General features: G+C 37.3%; 10 protein-coding genes and 1 pseudogene. 2 read left to right on the top strand and 9 right to left on the bottom strand.

Annotated features, from left to right (window positions below; all coding sequences use genetic code 11):
• Positions 1 to 8: 8 nt before the first annotated feature.
• The 8 genes from CD003_RS20405 to CD003_RS20370 all read right to left on the bottom strand — a co-directional run bounded on the left by CD003_RS20405 (position 9) and on the right by CD003_RS20370 (position 14,085).
• Entirely contained in the window at positions 9 to 863 is an 855-nt protein-coding gene (locus tag CD003_RS20405; RefSeq protein ID WP_096203100.1) for a YveK family protein, read from the bottom strand.
• A 2-nt stretch (positions 864 to 865) separates the two neighbouring features.
• On the bottom strand, positions 866 to 2,464 hold the full coding sequence (locus CD003_RS20400) for an O-antigen ligase family protein (protein ID WP_096203099.1): 1,599 nt from the start codon (positions 2,462 to 2,464) through the stop codon (positions 866 to 868).
• A gap of 12 nt (positions 2,465 to 2,476) precedes the next feature.
• A complete protein-coding gene (locus CD003_RS20395; protein ID WP_096203098.1) occupies positions 2,477 to 2,974 on the bottom strand; it encodes a tetratricopeptide repeat protein in 498 nt (165 codons plus the stop codon).
• Positions 2,975 to 3,116: 142 nt separating this feature from the next.
• Positions 3,117 to 3,734: an SLAP domain-containing protein gene (locus CD003_RS20390; protein WP_179295649.1), complete on the bottom strand. Its 618-nt coding sequence runs from the start codon at positions 3,732 to 3,734 to the stop codon at positions 3,117 to 3,119.
• Between the two features lie 149 nt (positions 3,735 to 3,883).
• Complete coding sequence (locus CD003_RS20385) at positions 3,884 to 7,612, bottom strand: Ig-like domain-containing protein (RefSeq protein ID WP_096203096.1); 3,729 nt, start codon at positions 7,610 to 7,612, stop codon at positions 3,884 to 3,886.
• 192 nt (positions 7,613 to 7,804) lie between these two features.
• A complete protein-coding gene (locus tag CD003_RS20380) occupies positions 7,805 to 9,265 on the bottom strand; it encodes a stalk domain-containing protein (protein WP_096203095.1) in 1,461 nt (486 codons plus the stop codon).
• Between the two features lie 21 nt (positions 9,266 to 9,286).
• Positions 9,287 to 12,301 carry a FecR domain-containing protein gene (locus CD003_RS20375; protein WP_096203094.1) on the bottom strand — a complete coding sequence of 1,005 codons (3,015 nt, stop codon included), beginning with the start codon at positions 12,299 to 12,301 and terminating at the stop codon, positions 9,287 to 9,289.
• On the bottom strand, positions 12,301 to 14,085 hold the full coding sequence (locus CD003_RS20370) for an adenylate/guanylate cyclase domain-containing protein (RefSeq protein WP_179295648.1): 1,785 nt from the start codon (positions 14,083 to 14,085) through the stop codon (positions 12,301 to 12,303). Before CD003_RS20370 ends, CD003_RS20375 begins: the two co-directional genes overlap by 1 nt.
• Before the next feature lie 679 nt (positions 14,086 to 14,764).
• Between CD003_RS20370 and CD003_RS22050 the strand changes: the two genes are divergently transcribed.
• Together CD003_RS22050 and CD003_RS20360 are read left to right on the top strand one after the other, a co-directional pair.
• Positions 14,765 to 14,905 carry a hypothetical protein gene (locus CD003_RS22050; protein WP_179295647.1) on the top strand — a complete coding sequence of 47 codons (141 nt, stop codon included), beginning with the start codon at positions 14,765 to 14,767 and terminating at the stop codon, positions 14,903 to 14,905.
• 374 nt (positions 14,906 to 15,279) lie between these two features.
• Positions 15,280 to 15,608 (top strand): annotated as a pseudogene (locus CD003_RS20360) (ATP-binding protein).
• Positions 15,609 to 16,070: 462 nt separating this feature from the next.
• Here CD003_RS20360 and CD003_RS20355 read toward each other — a convergent pair.
• Positions 16,071 to 19,361, bottom strand: coding sequence for an S-layer homology domain-containing protein (locus tag CD003_RS20355; RefSeq protein WP_096203091.1), 3,291 nt, complete (start codon positions 19,359 to 19,361; stop codon positions 16,071 to 16,073).
• Between the last annotated feature and the right edge of the window lie 138 nt (positions 19,362 to 19,499).

Below are 19,499 nucleotides of genomic sequence, written 5' to 3'. Positions count from 1 at the left end.
ACCTCTCTTTATTGATTTTCTCGGCGTATTGGATTGTTTTTAAAATACTCCATTAGAAATGCAATCCCTACAGCTAACATTCCTCCAACGACGATAGCAATTGCAGTATTTAACATCTTATTTGGTGAAGAAGGAGAGTGTGGTAAAGATGCTGTTTCAAATACCTCAGCTTTTTCAATATCTAATAGTTGTAATTGTTGCGATTGTAACTGAGACTCAATACTTACAATCTTATTTTCATCAGCTGTAATATAGTCAATCAAACGAGCTCTTGTTAAATCTTTCTCAGCATTCGATAATTCTTGATTTTGTTCAACATCAGTTAAAGCTTGTTTATTTCTATCTAAACTTTCACTCGTTCTTTCATAGTGTGCTAGTGTACTATCATATAGTTGTTCAACTAATGCTAACTTTTCTTGATAGCTAGGATCAGCCTTTGTAATGAAAGCATCAATAATTGCATTTGCAATTTCTTGAGCTTTCTCAGGTTCATGGTATGATACTACTATTTCAATCATTGAGGATGGTAAGCTGTTAACACTAATGATATTTCTAAAGTTTCTTACTCTTTCGTACTCTAATTCAAGCTCTTCCATAACAGGAGTCAGAAGGTCTCTACTCATTATTACTTGTTCCGCTCCATCGGAATTGGTATACATTTCATTACCAAAGTTCCCTAAGTAAAGTTTTGTACTTGACTTATACGTAGGTGTCATAAATTGGCTGGCTGTAAAGGCGATTATAGCTGCTACTAGAGGAAGTACGATAATGAGTACTTTCCACTTCCATAATACCGCTATTATTTCCGAGAGCTCTATTTCATCATTTTGACTATAGCCTTGATTTATTTTTGTTTCCTCCATTTTTATCCTCCACTAACCGTTTCTTCTTTTTTAGTTCTCAAACTGTGCAGTAAAGAAACTACTATTCCAAACCCTATCCAAAAAACAGGAAAAGTCCCCATTATCGGGTCATTACCTATACCTTGAGCTAGTACAGCGACCCATGCTAACGAAAAGGCTAGTAGGAATAACATATTTTTATTAAGTGTACGTGATTTAAATACTGTTTTCACGCTATTTATTCCCCAAAATGCTAGACCGCCTAGAAAAGCGATAAAACCAAGTACCCCTGAACTATACGCAATTCCGATGAAAATATTATGAGGTTTATCAACCATTGTTTCCATCTGTCTTAAACCAGCTTGTTTTTCCGGTTCATATTGAGGGAAGGCATAGATAATAGTGTCAAAACCAAAACCTAGTAAAGGTCGTTCTAAGACTAGTGATGCGGTACGGTCCCAGATGTATCCACGACCTGTCCCAGCCGAAATTTCACTACTAGGGAATTCGGGAAGTTCGATAGATCTTTCTACTACATTACCTGATGCATATACTTTGCTCCCAAACTCAATAGCCGAACTGAAAGAGCCTCCTTCTGTTTTCGGGTATTCCAACGCTTGTTCTCTAAACGGATTCTCAATCTTAAAAAAGCCGAATGTTTCATTCCATACACGATGATTCTGTTCTTGCATGATATAAATAGAAGTAAAGAATAATGCAAGCATCACAAAGATAGGAATGGAAGTTCTTTTCAATTCACCAAATAGCAAAATTAGTGCAACTAGTAAAACGAAAGCGATGACAAATGCAAAGAATCCATTTGACGATAATGACGTTAGTAGCATTACAAAAGACGCTAACGACAATAATAGGAATGCAATCTTATGTCCCCATTGTTTGATAAACAATCCAAGTGCTAGGAATAGGATAGTCGTCATACCTGCATATCCACTTACGTAGTTGGGATTGTTTATTGTTGCTTGCAAACGTGAACCACCTGACATTGCATCTGCACCAATTGACGAAGGAATAATTAACTTTTGGATGAACTCCTGCTCCAGTAAGTTCACACCATAGAAATTTAATAGTCCAAATACTAGGTTCACTAGAATAACTGGTGTGAATGCATATGCAATGATATATAATTGTTTCTTTGTATATGTTAAGTTTGAAGCAATAAAGAACAGGGTAATGACTATTATCCAAGCAATAGCCCCATCATGTCTATTATACATCCCCCACAGTGCTAATGATGTGTACGGAGACGCTACTGCTGATGCAGCTATGATAACCATAAAAGCTAGCATACTAAGTTGGATTGGCCCAAGTTGGACTGAGTTTCCTAATGCATAGGTTCTGTATAAGAACAAACCTAATATGATGGCTGTTACGATGATTAGAAATATAAATTTATAATAAGTAAATACATCCGCCTGTGGCCCACTTGCCATGATAGATTCATTGGTGATTGTTGGACTGACAAAATCGATTACTTTTGCCCTTACGATTAGTGGCATGATCGCAATAATCGCGATTAGCGCTGCAAAAATAAACTTATCTATACGTTTTGTTTCTTTATTGTCTTGTTCTGTGTCACGGGGGACGTTGAGTTTATAATCCATCTTGCTTCCTCCCTATGATGCTTCAGTTTCTATTTCTATGAATTCAAGCCAAGTATCGACTAGCTCTATTTGTTCTTCTGTAATTCCTCGTTGATTTTTACTATGCTCTAAGTACACCCTTGCTTCATCAAATCGTTCAGCATTTAGCATGACATAGGAAAATTGAATTAGAAAGATTGGTTGACGTGTTAATACAGGATTTATTTCTTGAGCATCTAGGAAGTAGTCAATGGCTTCTTCTAATTCACCAAGTTGACCATGTGCCCATCCTTTTTGCCAGATTACTAGATGGTTGTCTTTGTAATCTCCTTTTAATTCTTCTAAGAAGGTTAATGCTTGGTCTGGTTGGTCTTGTGATAGTAGCTCTACTGCGTAATTGAATTTCGCTTGGTCTTCAAGTGATTGTTGATTTTCTTGATTCCCAATAATGTTTGCAATAAATAATAGGATTATCGTTAAACAAATCGCACCTAGGAAAATCCAATTGCGATATTGGTTTATGTAATTCATTCGTACACCTCTCTCGACAGTTTCTCACAAAAGCTGAGGATATTTAACATGACTATAATACCACAATTGAATTGAACTGTGTCCACAATTAAATAGAAAAAAAGAGATTTCCTTCTTTTTCAGGAAATCTCTTCTATAATACTTATTTCTCTTTATCCTCATCTGATAATATAACCGTATCGCTATCTTCTTTTGCAAGGTCAAGCTCACTTTTGTATTCGGTAGCTGATTTCATCAGAGTAATGTGTGCTTTAGTATCTATTTGGTTTGTTGTTTGTTGTTCATTCTTCAATATATGATAAAAGCTATATTGACGCGTTGTTTCAATGTCTTTCCCTTCTTCATATGCATCTCGTTTTCCTTGCATGTTTAATCGCCATGTAGCTAGTCCGACATCTTTTTTCACAAATGCTTCATTTGGGAAGAAGAAATGCCAGAAGTAAATTTCGTTTTGCTTTAGCACAGGAAGATTTGCTTCAGCCATGTAGCCCGCAGCACACAACTCATCTTTTTCGTCATATAAACGAAATTCGATATTTTTGTCTTGGACCTCTTCTGTTGTCGTATTAAACAACAGCACGAACACAAGTAAGCCTTTTTCATTTGCTTGTACGTCAAGAGAAATAATACCTGCTTCATTTTCTGGTAATGTTATTTCTTCTATTGTTTCTTGTATGTTCGTGAACTGCTGCTCTGGGATTGATTGCACGTAGTTGTCAGGGATATTTATGGTGTATGAGTTTGCTTGTAATGTTTTCATTTTCATGCCTCCTCGTTTCTTCTAGGATAGTATAACAAAGATAGTACGGGATATGAAATATGAATTGTATATTGTGGATGATCACTTTTTTCAAACCTTAAAGTAGAAGTACCACTTCGATGAAACTAGAGTGATACTTCCACCTTTGCTTAATTTATATATTCGTAATTGTATGGTATTGATCTGGCTACTACCTCACCTGCTTCAAATATTTCTACAATGATTTCAAAATTAGTTTCACCAGGGTAGTTGCCTAAAGATAGATAATATTGACACCCTCCCGTTCCAGAAGCTCTTTCTACATCATTTATAAAGAGTCGGTAGGAATCACCTAAACTGCATGACCATGTGACATCAAGTGTGTCTTCCCCAAATAAAACCTCTTCCACAACAGATAATTCAAAAGTATCAAGTTGTGTTGGATTCATCGTATAGCTCATAACCCCAGTAGCAAGCGGCTGTCCATTAGTATCTGAGAGAGCAACGATTTTCAAACGATATGTGTCTCCCTGCTGAATATGCTCTGAGATGTCATAGCTTATGTTATCAATCATTACATTACCATGCTCTAATTTTATCGTATTATTTGCGGAGTCAGTTATATAAATTTCATAATTACTAGAGCGATAGCAGCCAGATATACAAGGGTAATGAGCTTCCCATTGTAATATCACTTGACCATTATTTTCTTCAATATTAACTCCGTGTACTTCTCTATACGTTCTATATCGAACTGTTGAAGCTTCTAATAAAGTCATATCGTTCCAGGCCTCAACTCTAAAAACATAGTCAGTATTAGGGATGAGCCCTTCAAATGTATAGTGAAAGTGGTTGGATGCATGCAATGGCTCAACAAAGTTCTCATTAAATACTCTGTACTCTGTTGCATTAGTAACGGGCTCCCAGCTCAGTTCAATTTCATCGTGTAGGATTTCAGATGCTTCAAGAGAATTCATCAATGCTGTTTCCGTCGTTTGTACGGAAATAATCGAATGACCAGATTGGGAAAAGAAATCGCTCGCACCCTCATACGTCTCTACTTCTATTTCATAATCTGTAGATGGCTCTAAATCAATGATTGTATAGTATGGAGTAGTCGGTGTGGCTAGATACTCGCCATTCACTGTAATATCAGCTCTATAATAGGATTCAGATTCAGTCCATTGCAAAACAATCGCATCATTTTTTGCTTCGACTGTTAGCCCCTCAACTTCCCCTACTTTCAGACTTTCCAGATGCTTTTCTCCCCATGTTGAAAAGATAAAGTTGCCGATTATCACTGAGTCTTCACAATATCCAAATTCACCTAGTTCACATTCTGTATCTTCCACTGTTATAAATAGAAAGTCCGTTTCAACCACATCGATTGTGTATTCATCAGCTTCTAACACCAAAGGGCCTTGACCGTCATAATAGCTTTCATTATCATATACGGAATAAATGATTTGATTTTCATTGTCACCGATACGGAATTTCACCTTCACTTCATCCTCACTTATTTCAAGTATATCAGTAGTGAGGGTACTATACGGAACCGAGAGATGATTATAGAAATATAAATCTACTTCTTCATTTGTTTCCCAAACCTGCTTTGGTTTGGAATATACCGTTTCAACACCTAACAAAGAATGTGGAAACTCTGCTTTAATTATGAACCATTCGTTCTCTGGGAGATTATCTAGTCTATAAAAGCCAAATGAATCTGATGTTCCCTCCTGTATCACCTCTCCTACATGATTGATCACAGACAAAGAGGCATATTCAACTTGGCTTACTTGTGGACTTTGATTGAAAAAGTCATCTGCTATCACTTCATATACAGTCCCTGTGATGGTTCCTGGTTGACTAACACTGAAGAGATAAGGTCTGGTTGATACATGTCTCACTTCATCATTTGTATCATAAGCCTCTAGCTTTACCTCGTATGTTTCCCCGTCTTCTAGTCCTATGAGAATAAATTCATTCTCATCTACTGCTGTTTCTCCTACTCTTTCACCGTCTAAATAAATATGATAGTAAAATCCGCTATAATAGTCCCAATTTACTTTTAAAAGATTAGTAGAAGTAACATTTATAATCAGACCTAATGCACGATGTATGGATTGATTATTTATTTGTTCGAATGGGGTTTCGTTAATAAGAAGCCAGCCTTCTTCAGCGCTAAATGTATGTTCTACTAGGAAAGAATCAATAAACTGCTGTCTATCAACCTCATCTAAATTGAAAACTAAACTATTTTCTCTGATACGGTATGTACCAGGGTCATCAATATAGCCTTCTGCTTTCGTATAATGACCTTGAAACTGGTATCCTGTTGTATCATCAGTAGGTTTAATAGATAATTTGGTTGTATCTATGTCAATATCTTCTGGAAGTAATGCATTAAATAATAGCTCTAATCGACTTAGTTCACCTGAGGAACGGTAATAAATTACTGATTGTAAAGTACTTAGAGTCTCTCCAAGTGGCTGAGCGACTGTTACACGTGCGGTTGCTACCTTTGCTCCGTCACCTGTTTTTACGGTAATCTCCGCTTGACCAGTACTAACTGCTGTTACGTTCCCCCTTTGATCAACCTGTGCTACAGATGGATTACTTGATTCCCAGCTAACAGCTTTATTAGTTGCATTGCTCGGATGAACGGTTGCTTGGAATTGGTAGCTCTCACCTAGGTTTAGGGAGATTGAGTTTGCGTTCATCTTAACATCGGATACTCTAATGACGGTAGTTCCCGTATTACTGCTTCCACCACCTCCTCCTGTATTAGTAGTTGGTGCTTGTGGTGATTGACTTGGTTCAGATGTTGATTGTTCAATCTCTTGAATAGCCCGTTCAAGCGCTTCTCTCTCTCTGACAATTTCCTCGTGACGAACACCTACTTCTTCTGCTGCCCTCTCAATTCGGTTTCTTGCTTCCTCAATCCGTTGCCTTGCTTCTCTTGTTCTTTCTTGTAGCTGATGGAGTGATTGTTCTCTTGCTTCAAGCCTAGCTTCAATCATTTCCACTTTCGTAGCTCTTGCCCCTTCTTGAATCATTCGATCAGTAATTGCTGATAATAATTCAGCTTGTTTGGATACCTCTAGTGCCCTTCTTGCTCGTTCTTCCTCTAACACTCCCTGAAGTCTATCTGCCTCTTGTCTTGCTTGCTCTGCCCTTTCCTCTGAGGCTTCCACTGAATCTACTATGATTTCTACTAGTAATGCAGTATCTAGTTGCTCTACCATTTGCTGATACTGAATACCACTTGGTTCGATTGTCGGTTCATTATATAATGATGCTTGCTGACCTATTGTGATTGTTGGTTCATTGGCTACAGTTGTTCTCCCAGTTGCTTTTGAGTTTTCAATCCCAACAACGCCGTCAAAAACAGTGATATATTCCTGTTCAAGCCTTTCGTTGACATACGTCAAGAACAAGGTCCCACGTACTCCCATGACAGCAGTAGACGTTTCCACTCGGTGACGATCTCCTGCACTAAACACACCCTTTACCTTACTCCAAAGACCACCTGATTGCTGCTTTACTCCCACCTTTTTCCCATTTCGAGAGGCCATCTCTATGACCCCTGGGAGTCTCTCCAAGTCACTTGATAATTCTGCAATCGTAACTTTCCCCAGTTCTCCTAAGGTAGCTTCGTTCCTATCCCCAAAATCGATTTTCACCGACGACTCTGTTCCTGTTCGAATCGTGTCCCCTAAGTAGATTGCCATTCCTTCTTCTGCACTAAATTCTCTTTTCCCTCCCATTTTGGTGACAACTACCTCTCCCTCAACTTCCTTTAACAAAGCCGTAAAACTTGCTTCAGCTTGATTAAATGGAAGAAAGAGAACACATAATAATAGAAAACTAGAAATAAAATATGGCGCTCTCCTTCTCACCGTTTCTCCCCCTTTATGTACTTATACTGAGCAATCAAGATAAAAAATAACTATATATTATTCTAGGTCAGTATGGATTTTCCTTCTTTATTCCTTCATAGAAAGAAAAAAAAGAGGTTATCTCAAATCTTTACCTTTGAGATAACCTCAATATCATATGGTCGTATAAAAGCAACAACTTCCTAACCTAAACTACCTAATATAAACAGCTCTTGATTCACTAAGCCACGATACTTGTTTATCAAATGCTTCGGAAACATAACGTAAAGGAATCATTGTACGCTCATCTTTGATAAATGGAGCTATGTCCATTTCGATGTCCACATCTCCTGTAATCGACTGTTCTCCAATTTTCATAGAGATTCTCTTTTCATCATTTGTAAATGTGACAGTTTGATGTGTTGGATTCCAGAATACATCATAACCAAACACTTCTGTGATTTGACGGATTGGTAAGAAGGTTCTATCTGAAATAATTTGTGGTTGAACATCGTCAAATTCTAACACATTCCCCTGATAAATAACGTGAATTTGATCTTTACTTTTTAACTCCTCTGGAAGCTTAAACCACTCAATCATTCGAAGAGAATGATTCCAATAATCCACGACTAGTAAATCACCATTGTCTACTAAGACAACATCATAAGGATGGTCGAAGCTTGCATGTAAATCATCCGCATCTATTTGCCCATGTTCATTGATACCGGCTACTGTACTTACTTTTCCTTCATAAATCATGCGGATTTTATGATTCAATGTGTCTGCTACAAATAAACGGCCATCTTCTGCGACTGCAACACCATGTGGCGAATGAAAACGTGCTGCATCAGCTAAGCCGTTGGCAAAGCCGCCGTAGATATAATTCGTACCATCAATTGTTTCTACACTAGAGCCAGCTACTGTTGTGACCGTTCCGTTAGGGGTAACTGCACGAATGCGTTGATTGCCTGTATCTGCGACGTACAGTGTTCCGTCCTCACCAAGTGCTAGACCTGTTGGCTCATTAAACTGTGCAGATGATCGTGTTCCATCTTGCAGCCCACCTAAAAGCCATCCATCTACCTCACGATAGCCACCACCAGCATGAATCGTTGCGCTTCTATTTGCATCCAATCTAATAATACGGTGTCTTAATGTGTCTGAAATATATAACTCCTGGTCTTCTCCTAGCACTAAGCCTACCGGTAATTCAAAACCAGTAACTAGAGTGGAGACTTGTCCATTTTCGATTACGCGAATCGCACCATTTTTTGAGTCAGCCACATAGATAACCCCATTACGATCTACGGCTATCCCTTTTGGTTCATTGAACATAGCAGTGTCAATGTCGCCATCTTCGTATCCACCAACTGGTTGACCATACTCATCTCTTTCGGACGTAACGCCTGCTATAATCGATACGGTGCCATTGCTATCAATCATTCTGATGAGATGATTTTTGCTATCTGATACATAGACATTTCCGTCTTTGTCAACGGTAGCATAGGACGGGAAGCGAAACTGTGAATCTAGTTTCGCTCCGTCTTGTAAGCCTAAATAGCCGTTTCCAGCATATGTGTGGATTTCTGCTGGGAGGGGTGCTGCAAGAATTGAATGACAAGGTAAAAGTAACATTACCGTTAAAAAGAATAGTTTTGTACCTTTCGCTAACATGGATTTCACCTACTTTTATTATTAGTAAAGAAAATTAGCATAAGCCGATTCTTCAGTTATCGGGGTCATACTTAAATCAGAATCTTCAAATTGAATTTTATAATAGTTTTCATTAATGAAACTGTAACTTAGATAGGTATTGAATCTTGTTTCTACTTTTATGATAATATTATCTATTTCACCTAATGGTAGATCGATACCTACGAAATAATAAGCTAAATTCTCTGTTGAAGTATGACAGTTTACTCCATATGAATAAGAACCACCATTCCATTCATCCTTTAGGTTAACATTTACAATAGAGAGATTTGATCTAAAGGTATAGTTCGTGTTTGTTATTCTTGAATGATGGATGATGATGTCGTCTTCTTGTAAGTAAGCACCTGTTGGTAAATAGTAACCACTAAAGTCCTCATCATCCTTGTTTACTAGACTATTTTGCACTTCATTAAACGCATTTACATAATCAATCAGCTCCTGCAACAGAACATAAGCAAATTCAATATTCCCCTCTGTTATTTCGATATCAAAATCTGCTTGTTTCAAAATATATTGCTCCATATAGTGTTCCTTATAGTTTGCGTTTACCCTTTTTAACAAAAGGTCTTCAAGAGTCTGATAAAAGCCCTCTACATTTGTCTCCATAGCTATTCCTAAAAGCAATGCTGCTGCATTTTCTGGAACTTCAATTAGGACATCGTCTATGAAACCTTCGCCCCAAGAGCTCGTTAATTCAAATTGATAATGAAGGCCATATTCTAATTCGTTAAAAGTAATACTGCATATCCCATCACTACATATCGAACTTTGATTATAATGGCTAGAACTTCTAGAAGTGTTCCCTTCATGGTAAGGTAAATACCCACCATAGGACACATGGAAATGGTAGTGTCTGTTAAAGTTTTCTATTTCCCATGTTAAGGTTACTGTATCTCCATTTATAGAAGGAGTTAGCTCAAACTGTTCATAGTAGTTCCCAGTTACTTTATACTCTAGGTCTTCTCCCCTAGCGATAACCTGAAAGAGATTACTTTCCATCTGCTTAAACGTTTCTATATCGTCCTCATATAAAAATACGTAAAACGTAGAGTTCTGTTCTATATAAGTACCTTGTAAACCGATGCTATCAGGAGATGCCATAGTATAGGCATTTTCAGTTTCTATCCCATCGAGAACAAGATGTACTTCACGATCGCCTATCGAAAACCCAGCATTTCTATAGTTGACTTCTATATGTTCTACATCAATCTCATTATTTGTGTACTCATAGCTCGCCTCTCTGAAAGGACTAGTTGATACATTTATCTCATGAAAGACACTTACCTCTTGGGCACCTTCATGCCATGCTTCAACTCTTACTTCATAATCATGATTAAATTCTAATTGGTGTGTAAACTGTTGTACATCTTGTGTAGAGACTAATTCATCATTTATATATATCTTGTAATTATAAGTAAAATCAGAGTAATAAATGTGATACCATTGGATACTCATTTCGTTATATTCATTAACAGAAGAATAATGTACGTACAATGATTCTCTTTCATAAGAACAAGCTAACAACACCGTTCGTACATAAGTACCATCTGTTGAAATTGAAATGGATTCACTGTCATCAACGTTTCGAACTGAGACGAAATAATAATATTCAGCCCCTGGTGTTACTGAGTAATCTATGTACTCCGTTTCCGTTGGTGAGATATTATTTGCTACTATAGTTGCACCTTCCATAGAGTTAGTCGTATTTCTTGAAATTTGATAGACTCCTTCATCAGCACCTAGAGTTTCTTCCCAAGTGATTCGATTATAAACCTCGTATCCGCTTGTGATACTTTCAGTGCTAATTTCAGTAGGTGGAGTTAATGTGGTTGGTGGAGAGATGACATGATTTTCACCACTTCCCGTACTACCTCCTCCTCCGCCACCTCCTGAAGATGGCGGAGATGCTGTCGGTTGACTTTGCTCAGTAGTTGTTTCCTCTATTTCAGTTATGACCCTAGTTGTCTCTTCTCTCGATTGTTCAATATCATCTTCACTAACACCAACTTCTCTTGCTCTTTGCTCAACATTGCTTCTTGTTTCTTCAGCATTCTGTCGAACCTCTCTTGCTCTCTCAGCTAGTTGTTCAAGCGATTGCTCTCTAATTTGTAATCTTGAGTTAATCGCTTCAACCTTATTGGAACGTTGTGTTTGCTGAACAATTGTTTCTGTAATTCTTGAAAGTAGTTCTGCACTAGCTGCCATTTCTAATGCTCTTTTCGCTTTTTCTAAATCGTTCATTCCATCTAACTCTTCTACTTCTTTATTAGCCTCTTCCGTACGTTCTTCGGCTGCTTCAATTGCATCGGTGATCATTTCCACAACGAGAACATCATCAATACTTTCTATTGTCTCTTGGTAATTAATCGCTATCGGTTCACTGGAATCTTCATCAAGAGATTGCTCTTGGCCTGGTCTTACCCGCGGTTCATTCAATGGATCAGTAACCCCTGATGCTCTAGACCTTTCAATTCCTAGTTCACCATCAACTACAGCGACTCTTTCGTTACCACTCTCTTGGTTAACTACAGTTAAGAATAATGTTCCTCGTACACCCATGACAGCAGTTGATGTTTCAACACGGTGTCGATCACCAGCGCCAAATACACCTTTTATTTTACTCCAAAGGCCTCCTGACTCCTGTTTGACACCAACCTTTTTTCCATTGGCTGATGCAATTTCAATCATATTCGGAATGCTCACTCGATCTGTAACTAACTCAGCAATTGTTATTTTTCCATATTGCCCTAAAGTGGCTTGATTATTATCCCCAAAATCAATTTTGACTGATGCCCCTTCACCTGTTTGTATCGTATCACCTAGATGAATACTCATGCCGTCATAGGCTTTGATTTCTTTCTTCCCACCTACTTTTTGAACAAACACTTCTCCCTCTATCTCCTTTAATAGAGCCGTTGAACTCGCTTCAGTATTAATTGTAGGAACTAAGAAAAATACTAGAATAGTGGATAATAGAATAACCCATTTTATCTTCATTACTTCTCTCCTTCTACTTGATAAATCATTACTTTTTTTTCTTTCCCTTTTACGCTGATTACATCTAATGGTTTTATTTCAAAATCACCTTTAACCCTATGATATGTATCTTCACTAATGAGAATCTGACCTGGCTTTGCATTAGACTCCAAACGAGCTGCTAGATTTACTGTGTCTCCTATCGCTGTATATTCAAGACGCTCCTTTGAACCAATGTTTCCGATAACGGCTGGCCCAGTGTTGATACCAATTCCGAAACTGACTGTTCGGCCATATTTTTCTTCTAATTTTAACGCTAAATGTCCTGCATTTCTTTTCATTTCTAAGGCTGTTTGTACAGCTCGCTTAGCATGGTCCTCTTGTGGAACTGGTGCTCCAAAGATAGCCATAACACCGTCACCCATAAATTTATCAAGTGTTCCCTCATACTTAAATATCGCTCGTGTACATAAATCTAAATATTCATTTAAAATATTAATTACTTCTTCCGGCTCAATCTTTTCTGAAAGGGTGGTAAATCCACGAATATCTACAAACAGTAATGTTACATCCTTCCGTTCCCCACCAAGCTGGATTTCTTCTCGATTTGATAAGATTTCTGTAACAACGCTTTTTGCAACATATCGCCCAAAAATCCCTGTTACTCTGCTACGTTCTCGACGTTCCTTTAAATAATGAGAAACAACAGATGTCACGTAAGAAAAGACAATTGCCAAGAGCGCATAGAAAAACGGTAAAATCATATTCTGAGTTTCAATTAAGAAGTTAAATAGCATTGTATATAAAGTTATGTAGGTAGCACATACCAAGATGGCCCACTTTGCGGTAACGCGTTCCATAGTAATGAAAGATATCACCGTTACCATTCCTATTATTAAAAGCCCAATTAGCTTTGAAACTTCATAAAAGATTGTATGCTCCAGCAAACTTTGAACGATATTCGCATGAATTTCAACACCGAACATCCTCGTTTGGCTTTGCGGAACATAAAATAAATCTTGTAACCCAACAGTATAAGGTCCAATAAGGACAATACTGTCATTGAAATAACCCGCTTCTACCTCTCCATTTAAGACACTACCAATAGAGTAAGTTGCAAAGGATGATTGGGTAGGGGTAGATGTATAGGAGAAGTAGGCTTCACTATAGGAACCAGTTTTGATCGGTTCCTTACCAAAAAACCACTCATTGTTTTCATTCCAATTGATTTGTTTTTCTTCGGGTAATTTCAGATTTGCCAATTGTACTCCCATTGCAGGAATAATCTCTCCTGCTTCATCAGGAACTCCTAACAAAACCTCACGTACAACACGGTCACTACCTTCCCACGCATTTATATGTCCTTTTCGACTTCTATCGATTTGATAGATTGGTTTGTTTAATCTTTGATAGGAAAGATAGTCTCGATTCACTTGGTACTGATCTAAATGAAAATAAACGGGTAAGAAGATATTTTGATGCTCATTAAGTACTCGTTGAAACTCATCATCTTCAGCATGGGTTTCACTTGATTCAGTATATAAGACGTCTACAAACACAGCTGTGGCTCCATTTTCAGCTAATAGCTCCGAAACTCCAGCAATCACGTCACGTGACCACGGCCACCTTCCTACCTGTTCAAGACTCTCGTCATTAATCGCAAGTATTTTAATAGACGGATCAGCCTCACCAGGCTCTTGTACAAATAAGTCTGTTAGATTATTAGAAAATATGTAAAAGAAATTAAAGAAGTAGAGTGTTGCAACAACTAAAAAGATTGATATCACTGATAACAGCTTTCGCAAAAAGAATAACACCACCTTTGCTAAATTTAATTAGGCTTGAATTATAAAGTATTATTTACATACAATTACATAGTCTTTATAAGAATACCATATTTTTGCATAATTAATGAGTACTTTCTATCATTTTTGATAGAGTAGAAGTAAATACTACAAGGTACCTTGAACGTCCTCTTCCACCGCCGTACGTCAGACGTTGTACTCCGCTAAAATTCATTTTTCTTTTCTATTCTATCTTCAAATCCAAACTTCTAATGACTCTATTGATAAAATTATGTTTCTTATAACTTTAAATATTTCAATCGAAAACACCATTTTGTTGGGCACTGTTTCCAGGAAGGTATGGTGCTGAATTGATTGATTCAAAGCAATATGAATTAAAAGTAAGTAAATATATTACCTCAATCCATATGAAGCAAATATGGTAAAAAATCCTGAGCATTATCCATATAGTAGCTATAGGACTTATATTTTTTATGAAAAGAATGACCATGTACAAACTAAGCGTTTTTTATCATACTTCCCCCAACCACATAGTTTTCATTATCAACAATTTGTTGAAAAGGAAGACGAACTGCCTTAGCCTCCCGACCACAATAAACCCTTTCTAAATCTTTAGTCTTAATATTAAAAGCGAATTGCTAATGGTTAAGTGCTATTCCCTAACAAAAGGAGTGAGAAAATGACTTCCATTTTTCATAGTTTTGCAACTTGCCGTGTAGACGGTCACATAATTGAAGTTGAAGCTGATACGATTAGTGGACAGCAAAGTGTTTCGATTGTAGGTCTTGGTGACACTGCTGTAAAAGAATCAAAAGAATGAATTGAATCTGCTATTACGTATTGTAATTTTCAATTTCCTGAGAAAAAGATGATTATTAACCTCCTTTGCCTTATTTGAGAACTTTCTCTAAATGCTCAGATTAGTCCTGTGGCTGGGGTTCTACCAATGGCTATTGCCACAAAAAGGAAAATGGCATTTCCACTTGATTGTCGCTTGTGAAAACTTACAAAAAGCTACACTTGTCAAGGGCATTCAAGTGATTGGTTGTCAGACACTTTTTGAGATCATTGATGTTTTGAAACATCGAGAACAAATTCCCACTATGATTTTATCCGAATCAAACAAACAGAAGACTCATCATCTTAGATTTTGCAGATGTAAAAGGGCAAGACATACTGAGTGAATACTTAGCTGTGGCAGCTAGTGGTCATAATATGCTCATGATTGGTCCACCAGGATGCGGTAAATCGATGCTCTCTAACGACTGCCGACCACTTTACCACCAATGACCGAGCAAGAAGCGTTAGAAATCACAAAAATCTACAGTGTTGAAAAAAATGGTGGTTTGATTACGAGTCGACCGTTTCGTGCTCCTCATAATGCCTCAACGAATTCTCTCATTGGCGGTAGAGATCGTCCCTTAACAGGCGAAATTGCCTTAGCTCACCATGGTGTTCTTTTTCTTGATGAATGGGAACGAAAAAATATCGAGGAAGCATATGTTGGCTACCTTACTATCTAGAGATTTAGAGCGTTAGAAAAAGAATTTGTTATTGTTTAGTTAACCTCCTAGCTACTAGTAAATTGAAAGCGTGGTAGCCTTGTTAGAATATTGGATATGGTTTAGTACGAGGTAAAGGAGTCGGTCCTGTTTTACAAGAGCGATTAATTGGGTATTTTAAATCACCAAAAGCGGTTTATGATGCAGGGTTGGATGACTTGTGTTGTGTTAAAGGAGTTGGCATATCACCAGCTAAAGAAGTAAAGAAGCATCCAACTTAAAGAAAACTATGTGGGACCAAATGGTTAGAACCAATGCGGGTTAGCCCACATTGGTTCTAAAGAGATAGAATTAAGAAATTGTGTCCTTAATTTTTAAAGGAAGGCCAAATAAAAAGGGCTATCCCAAGTCCATTTTGACTTTTAGGATAGCCTGTTCTTCTTTATAGGGCTAAGTTAAATACCCTTATTATGAACACCAATTTTAGTTTATTCTAATATCAGGTCCTTTATCGTTTTTGAATAAAGGAGTAATTACATTACCACTGTTATCGCGAATAATCCAATTACCACGTACAGCATCTAAACGCATTCTTGTACCCTCAAAACCAGCTTCGCTTAAGTCAGCATTAAGTAAGAATGTTTCAGATTTTGTACCACCAACTACACGGCTTCCACCAGTTGCTGTAATAACATGATTACCATTGGCATCTGTAGAGAATACTGACGTACCGCTTGTAACCGGGTTTAAATTATTTCTTCTAACTACAAATGTAAGTACATCATTCGATGTTGCAGCAGCAGTAAAGTTAAATAAGTTTTTAAACTGTACTTGCTCTAATGTTGCACGTTTCTCATTAGTTTCTACGCTAGCAAGATTATCTACAGTGAACCTTAATAGGGTACGAGAAGTTCCCCAACTAGTATCAACCGCTTCATTACTTACATCAACTACAACTGATGTATCACGGAAGTTGAACGTTTCGTAAACACCAGATGTACTAGTTTCTTCAGTTAAAGACTGTGTCAAACCAGTTACTGGAACAATGTTTCCTGTAGTAGAACTTCGAGTTTCATAACTAGTTAAATTAAGGTTAAGTACATCTGCAGTTGTTACACTTGGAGAGTCCAGAACATCTGCGTATAATTGTAGTTCAACTTCTTCATTTTTTTCTAACTGGTAAGCTGTAGATAGGTCAAATCTAATTTGGTTGCCGTTAAATGTACCATAACCAACAACTGTATCTTCAACTTTTAATACAGGGTTAGCTAACACATTATTTAATGCGGTACCTGAACCTAAAGCAGATGCATTTATATATACTTTACGAAGGTCTACATTTTCATTTTCAGGTTTAAATGTAAATCCTCCTAAAGAAGCCTCAGATAATCCTGATGATAAAGAGTAACCCTTAATTTGTCCGCCATCATCACTAATTTTCACTGTGCCTTCTGCAGCCACTTGTTTAAACTGTGCTGATGTTGGTAACCCACCATTATGAATAGTATTATCAGTTCTTGTATCCGTTAGCCTATATGTTAGTTCACCAAGACGTACATCTACATAGCGAACAGTTGAACTATCAGCTAAAATCACACGAGTTTGTAACTCCGATGTCTTTGCACGGTCAAATAACCAATTAATATTATTAACAGTAAATGTATTTGCACCTGTACCAGTTAAATTAGTAACATTAGCTACTACAGAACCAGAATTTTTATCAATAAGTTGTACTTCACGGATTTGGTTAAGTGCAACAGGATTTTGTAATGCATCTTGTGCATTTACATGGAATGATACGTTACGAAGCTCTAAATCTTCACCTTTAGTTACAAAGTTATACTCACGTACAACACCTGCCTCTGAAGAAGTAGCAACGATAGTATCATTAGCTCTTGGTGATTTTGTACTAATTAATAACTCAGGTAGTCCAGCATTAACTGTAATTTGACCCGATAACTGAATTGGACTTGTTACAGTAGTATTGTTATTAAAGCCACTATTTAGTCCTTTTGCAATTATATCGTAAGAATTCTGAATTTCAAATCTTGAATTAGGATTCCCTCCAGTTACATCAGTAGGGTCAGCTTTAAGTTGGAACTGGAAACTTTGATTTCTATCAACCTTAATTGGATTGTTTGCTAAATTAAATACTACTTTATCGTTTGAACGTATAATACCTTCAACATCAATACGTTCACCAGTACGATTGTTATATAGGTAGTAATTGGCAAATTTATCAGTATCTAAATCTCTAGCAGTAAGCGTTACCGATCTTACCTCTACAGCTTCATCTACTGGTTGTAAAGAGAATTGTCCAATAGTCTCTTGTTCTTTCCCTACTTCAACAGTACGTGGTGTTGTATTTTGAGTAAGTGATAAACTACCAACATTACCTGCAATTAGTGAGAATGAGTTACCTATTGCTGGAAAAGAACCGTTAATATTAGCATTAGCATTAATTCCATTTACACTATCAAGACCAAACTGAACTGTTCTTGTAGCACCTGCTGTAGAGTTAATGTCAGCTAAAACCACAAATTCAAGAGTTGAATTTTTGGGCACTGTAACTTGGCGGTTTAAACGAACTTGACTATGAGTATTAATAGTACCAGAAGTTACGATCTCTCCATCCACCATTAAATGTATATTTACAATATCTTGAGTAGTTGTTCTAGCAGTACCATACTGATTTAATTGGATAGAACGTAATGTAATATCATCATTTCCAGCAGTTACTTGGAATTTAAATACTTCATTTAAAGGTGCTCCAAAAGCTAGAGTAGTAGTCTGTGGTTGATTTTCAAATGTTATTGTTCCAGGAGCTGCTGTTACATCAGTAACACTGAACTCAACTTCAACAGCATCCACATCTTCAGCAGATACAACAACTACGTAGTTTCCGTTAGCAAGTTCCTCTGAAGTGAATTCAAATGAGTCATTTTGTACTTCTACTTCTGCTGTTACTAATGCTTCTTCAACATCCACTTCAAAGATTTCAACAGTTACTTCATCAAGAAGTGCTGCATCACCAGTTACTAGTACTGTTTTGTTAGCATTTACTGCTGCATCAACAGATACGATTGTTGGAGAAGTGTAAACAGGCTCGTCACGAGGTACGTCTACACGCTCAGTTGGTTCTAATGTTCTGTGTAAGAATACAGCTGATTGAGCACGTGTTACAGTTGCACCAGGTGCAAATGTAGTGTCAGTCATACCATTAACTACACCTAATGAGAATAAAGTATTTACATAATCTTCATACCAAGCACCAGCTACAGTATCAGTGAATGGGATAATAGCAGTTGCGTCTTGCTCTAATTCATAAGCTTCAACTACCATTTTAGCTAATTGAGCACGAGTGATTGTTGCATTTGGAGCGAAAGTTCCGTCTGGAAGACCTTCGATGATTCCTTCTTCAACTAATGCTGCAACGTATGGTGCGTACCAAGCGTCATTCTTAGTATCAGAGAATCCTAGAGTTGCAGTTGTGCTAACTTCAAGCTCTAAAGCTTCAGCAAGCATCTTAGCTGCTTGTGCACGAGTAACTCCTTCGTTTGGTGCGAAAGTTCCGTTCGGCATACCTTCGATAACACCTTTGTTTACAAGGTATTCTACTGCATCTGCATAATAAGCATTACTTGCTACGTCCGGGAACTTAGAAGCTGCTTCTGTTGTTGTAGGTACTGCTAATGGTGCTGCTACAGTAGCTACCATTGCTGCTGATAATGATGTTGCTAAAAACTTACGGTAAGACTTTGGTTGATAAGCCATTTAAAAAATCCTCCTTTTATTATGTACAATTTTAAGGTTGTACGATGTACTAATTTTAATAGGGCGTTTTACTAGAAACAATCTAAGCTGTTAGTCAGTTAACTTTAATAGTTTAATATGTTTGTTTCTATTTCAATA

This window comes from Bacillus sp. FJAT-45350 (genome assembly GCF_002335805.1).
Classification (GTDB): domain Bacteria; phylum Bacillota; class Bacilli; order Bacillales; family NISU01; genus FJAT-45350.
The sequence above is the reverse complement of the archived record's forward strand: the minus strand, read 5'-3'. Positions and strand labels throughout refer to the sequence as shown.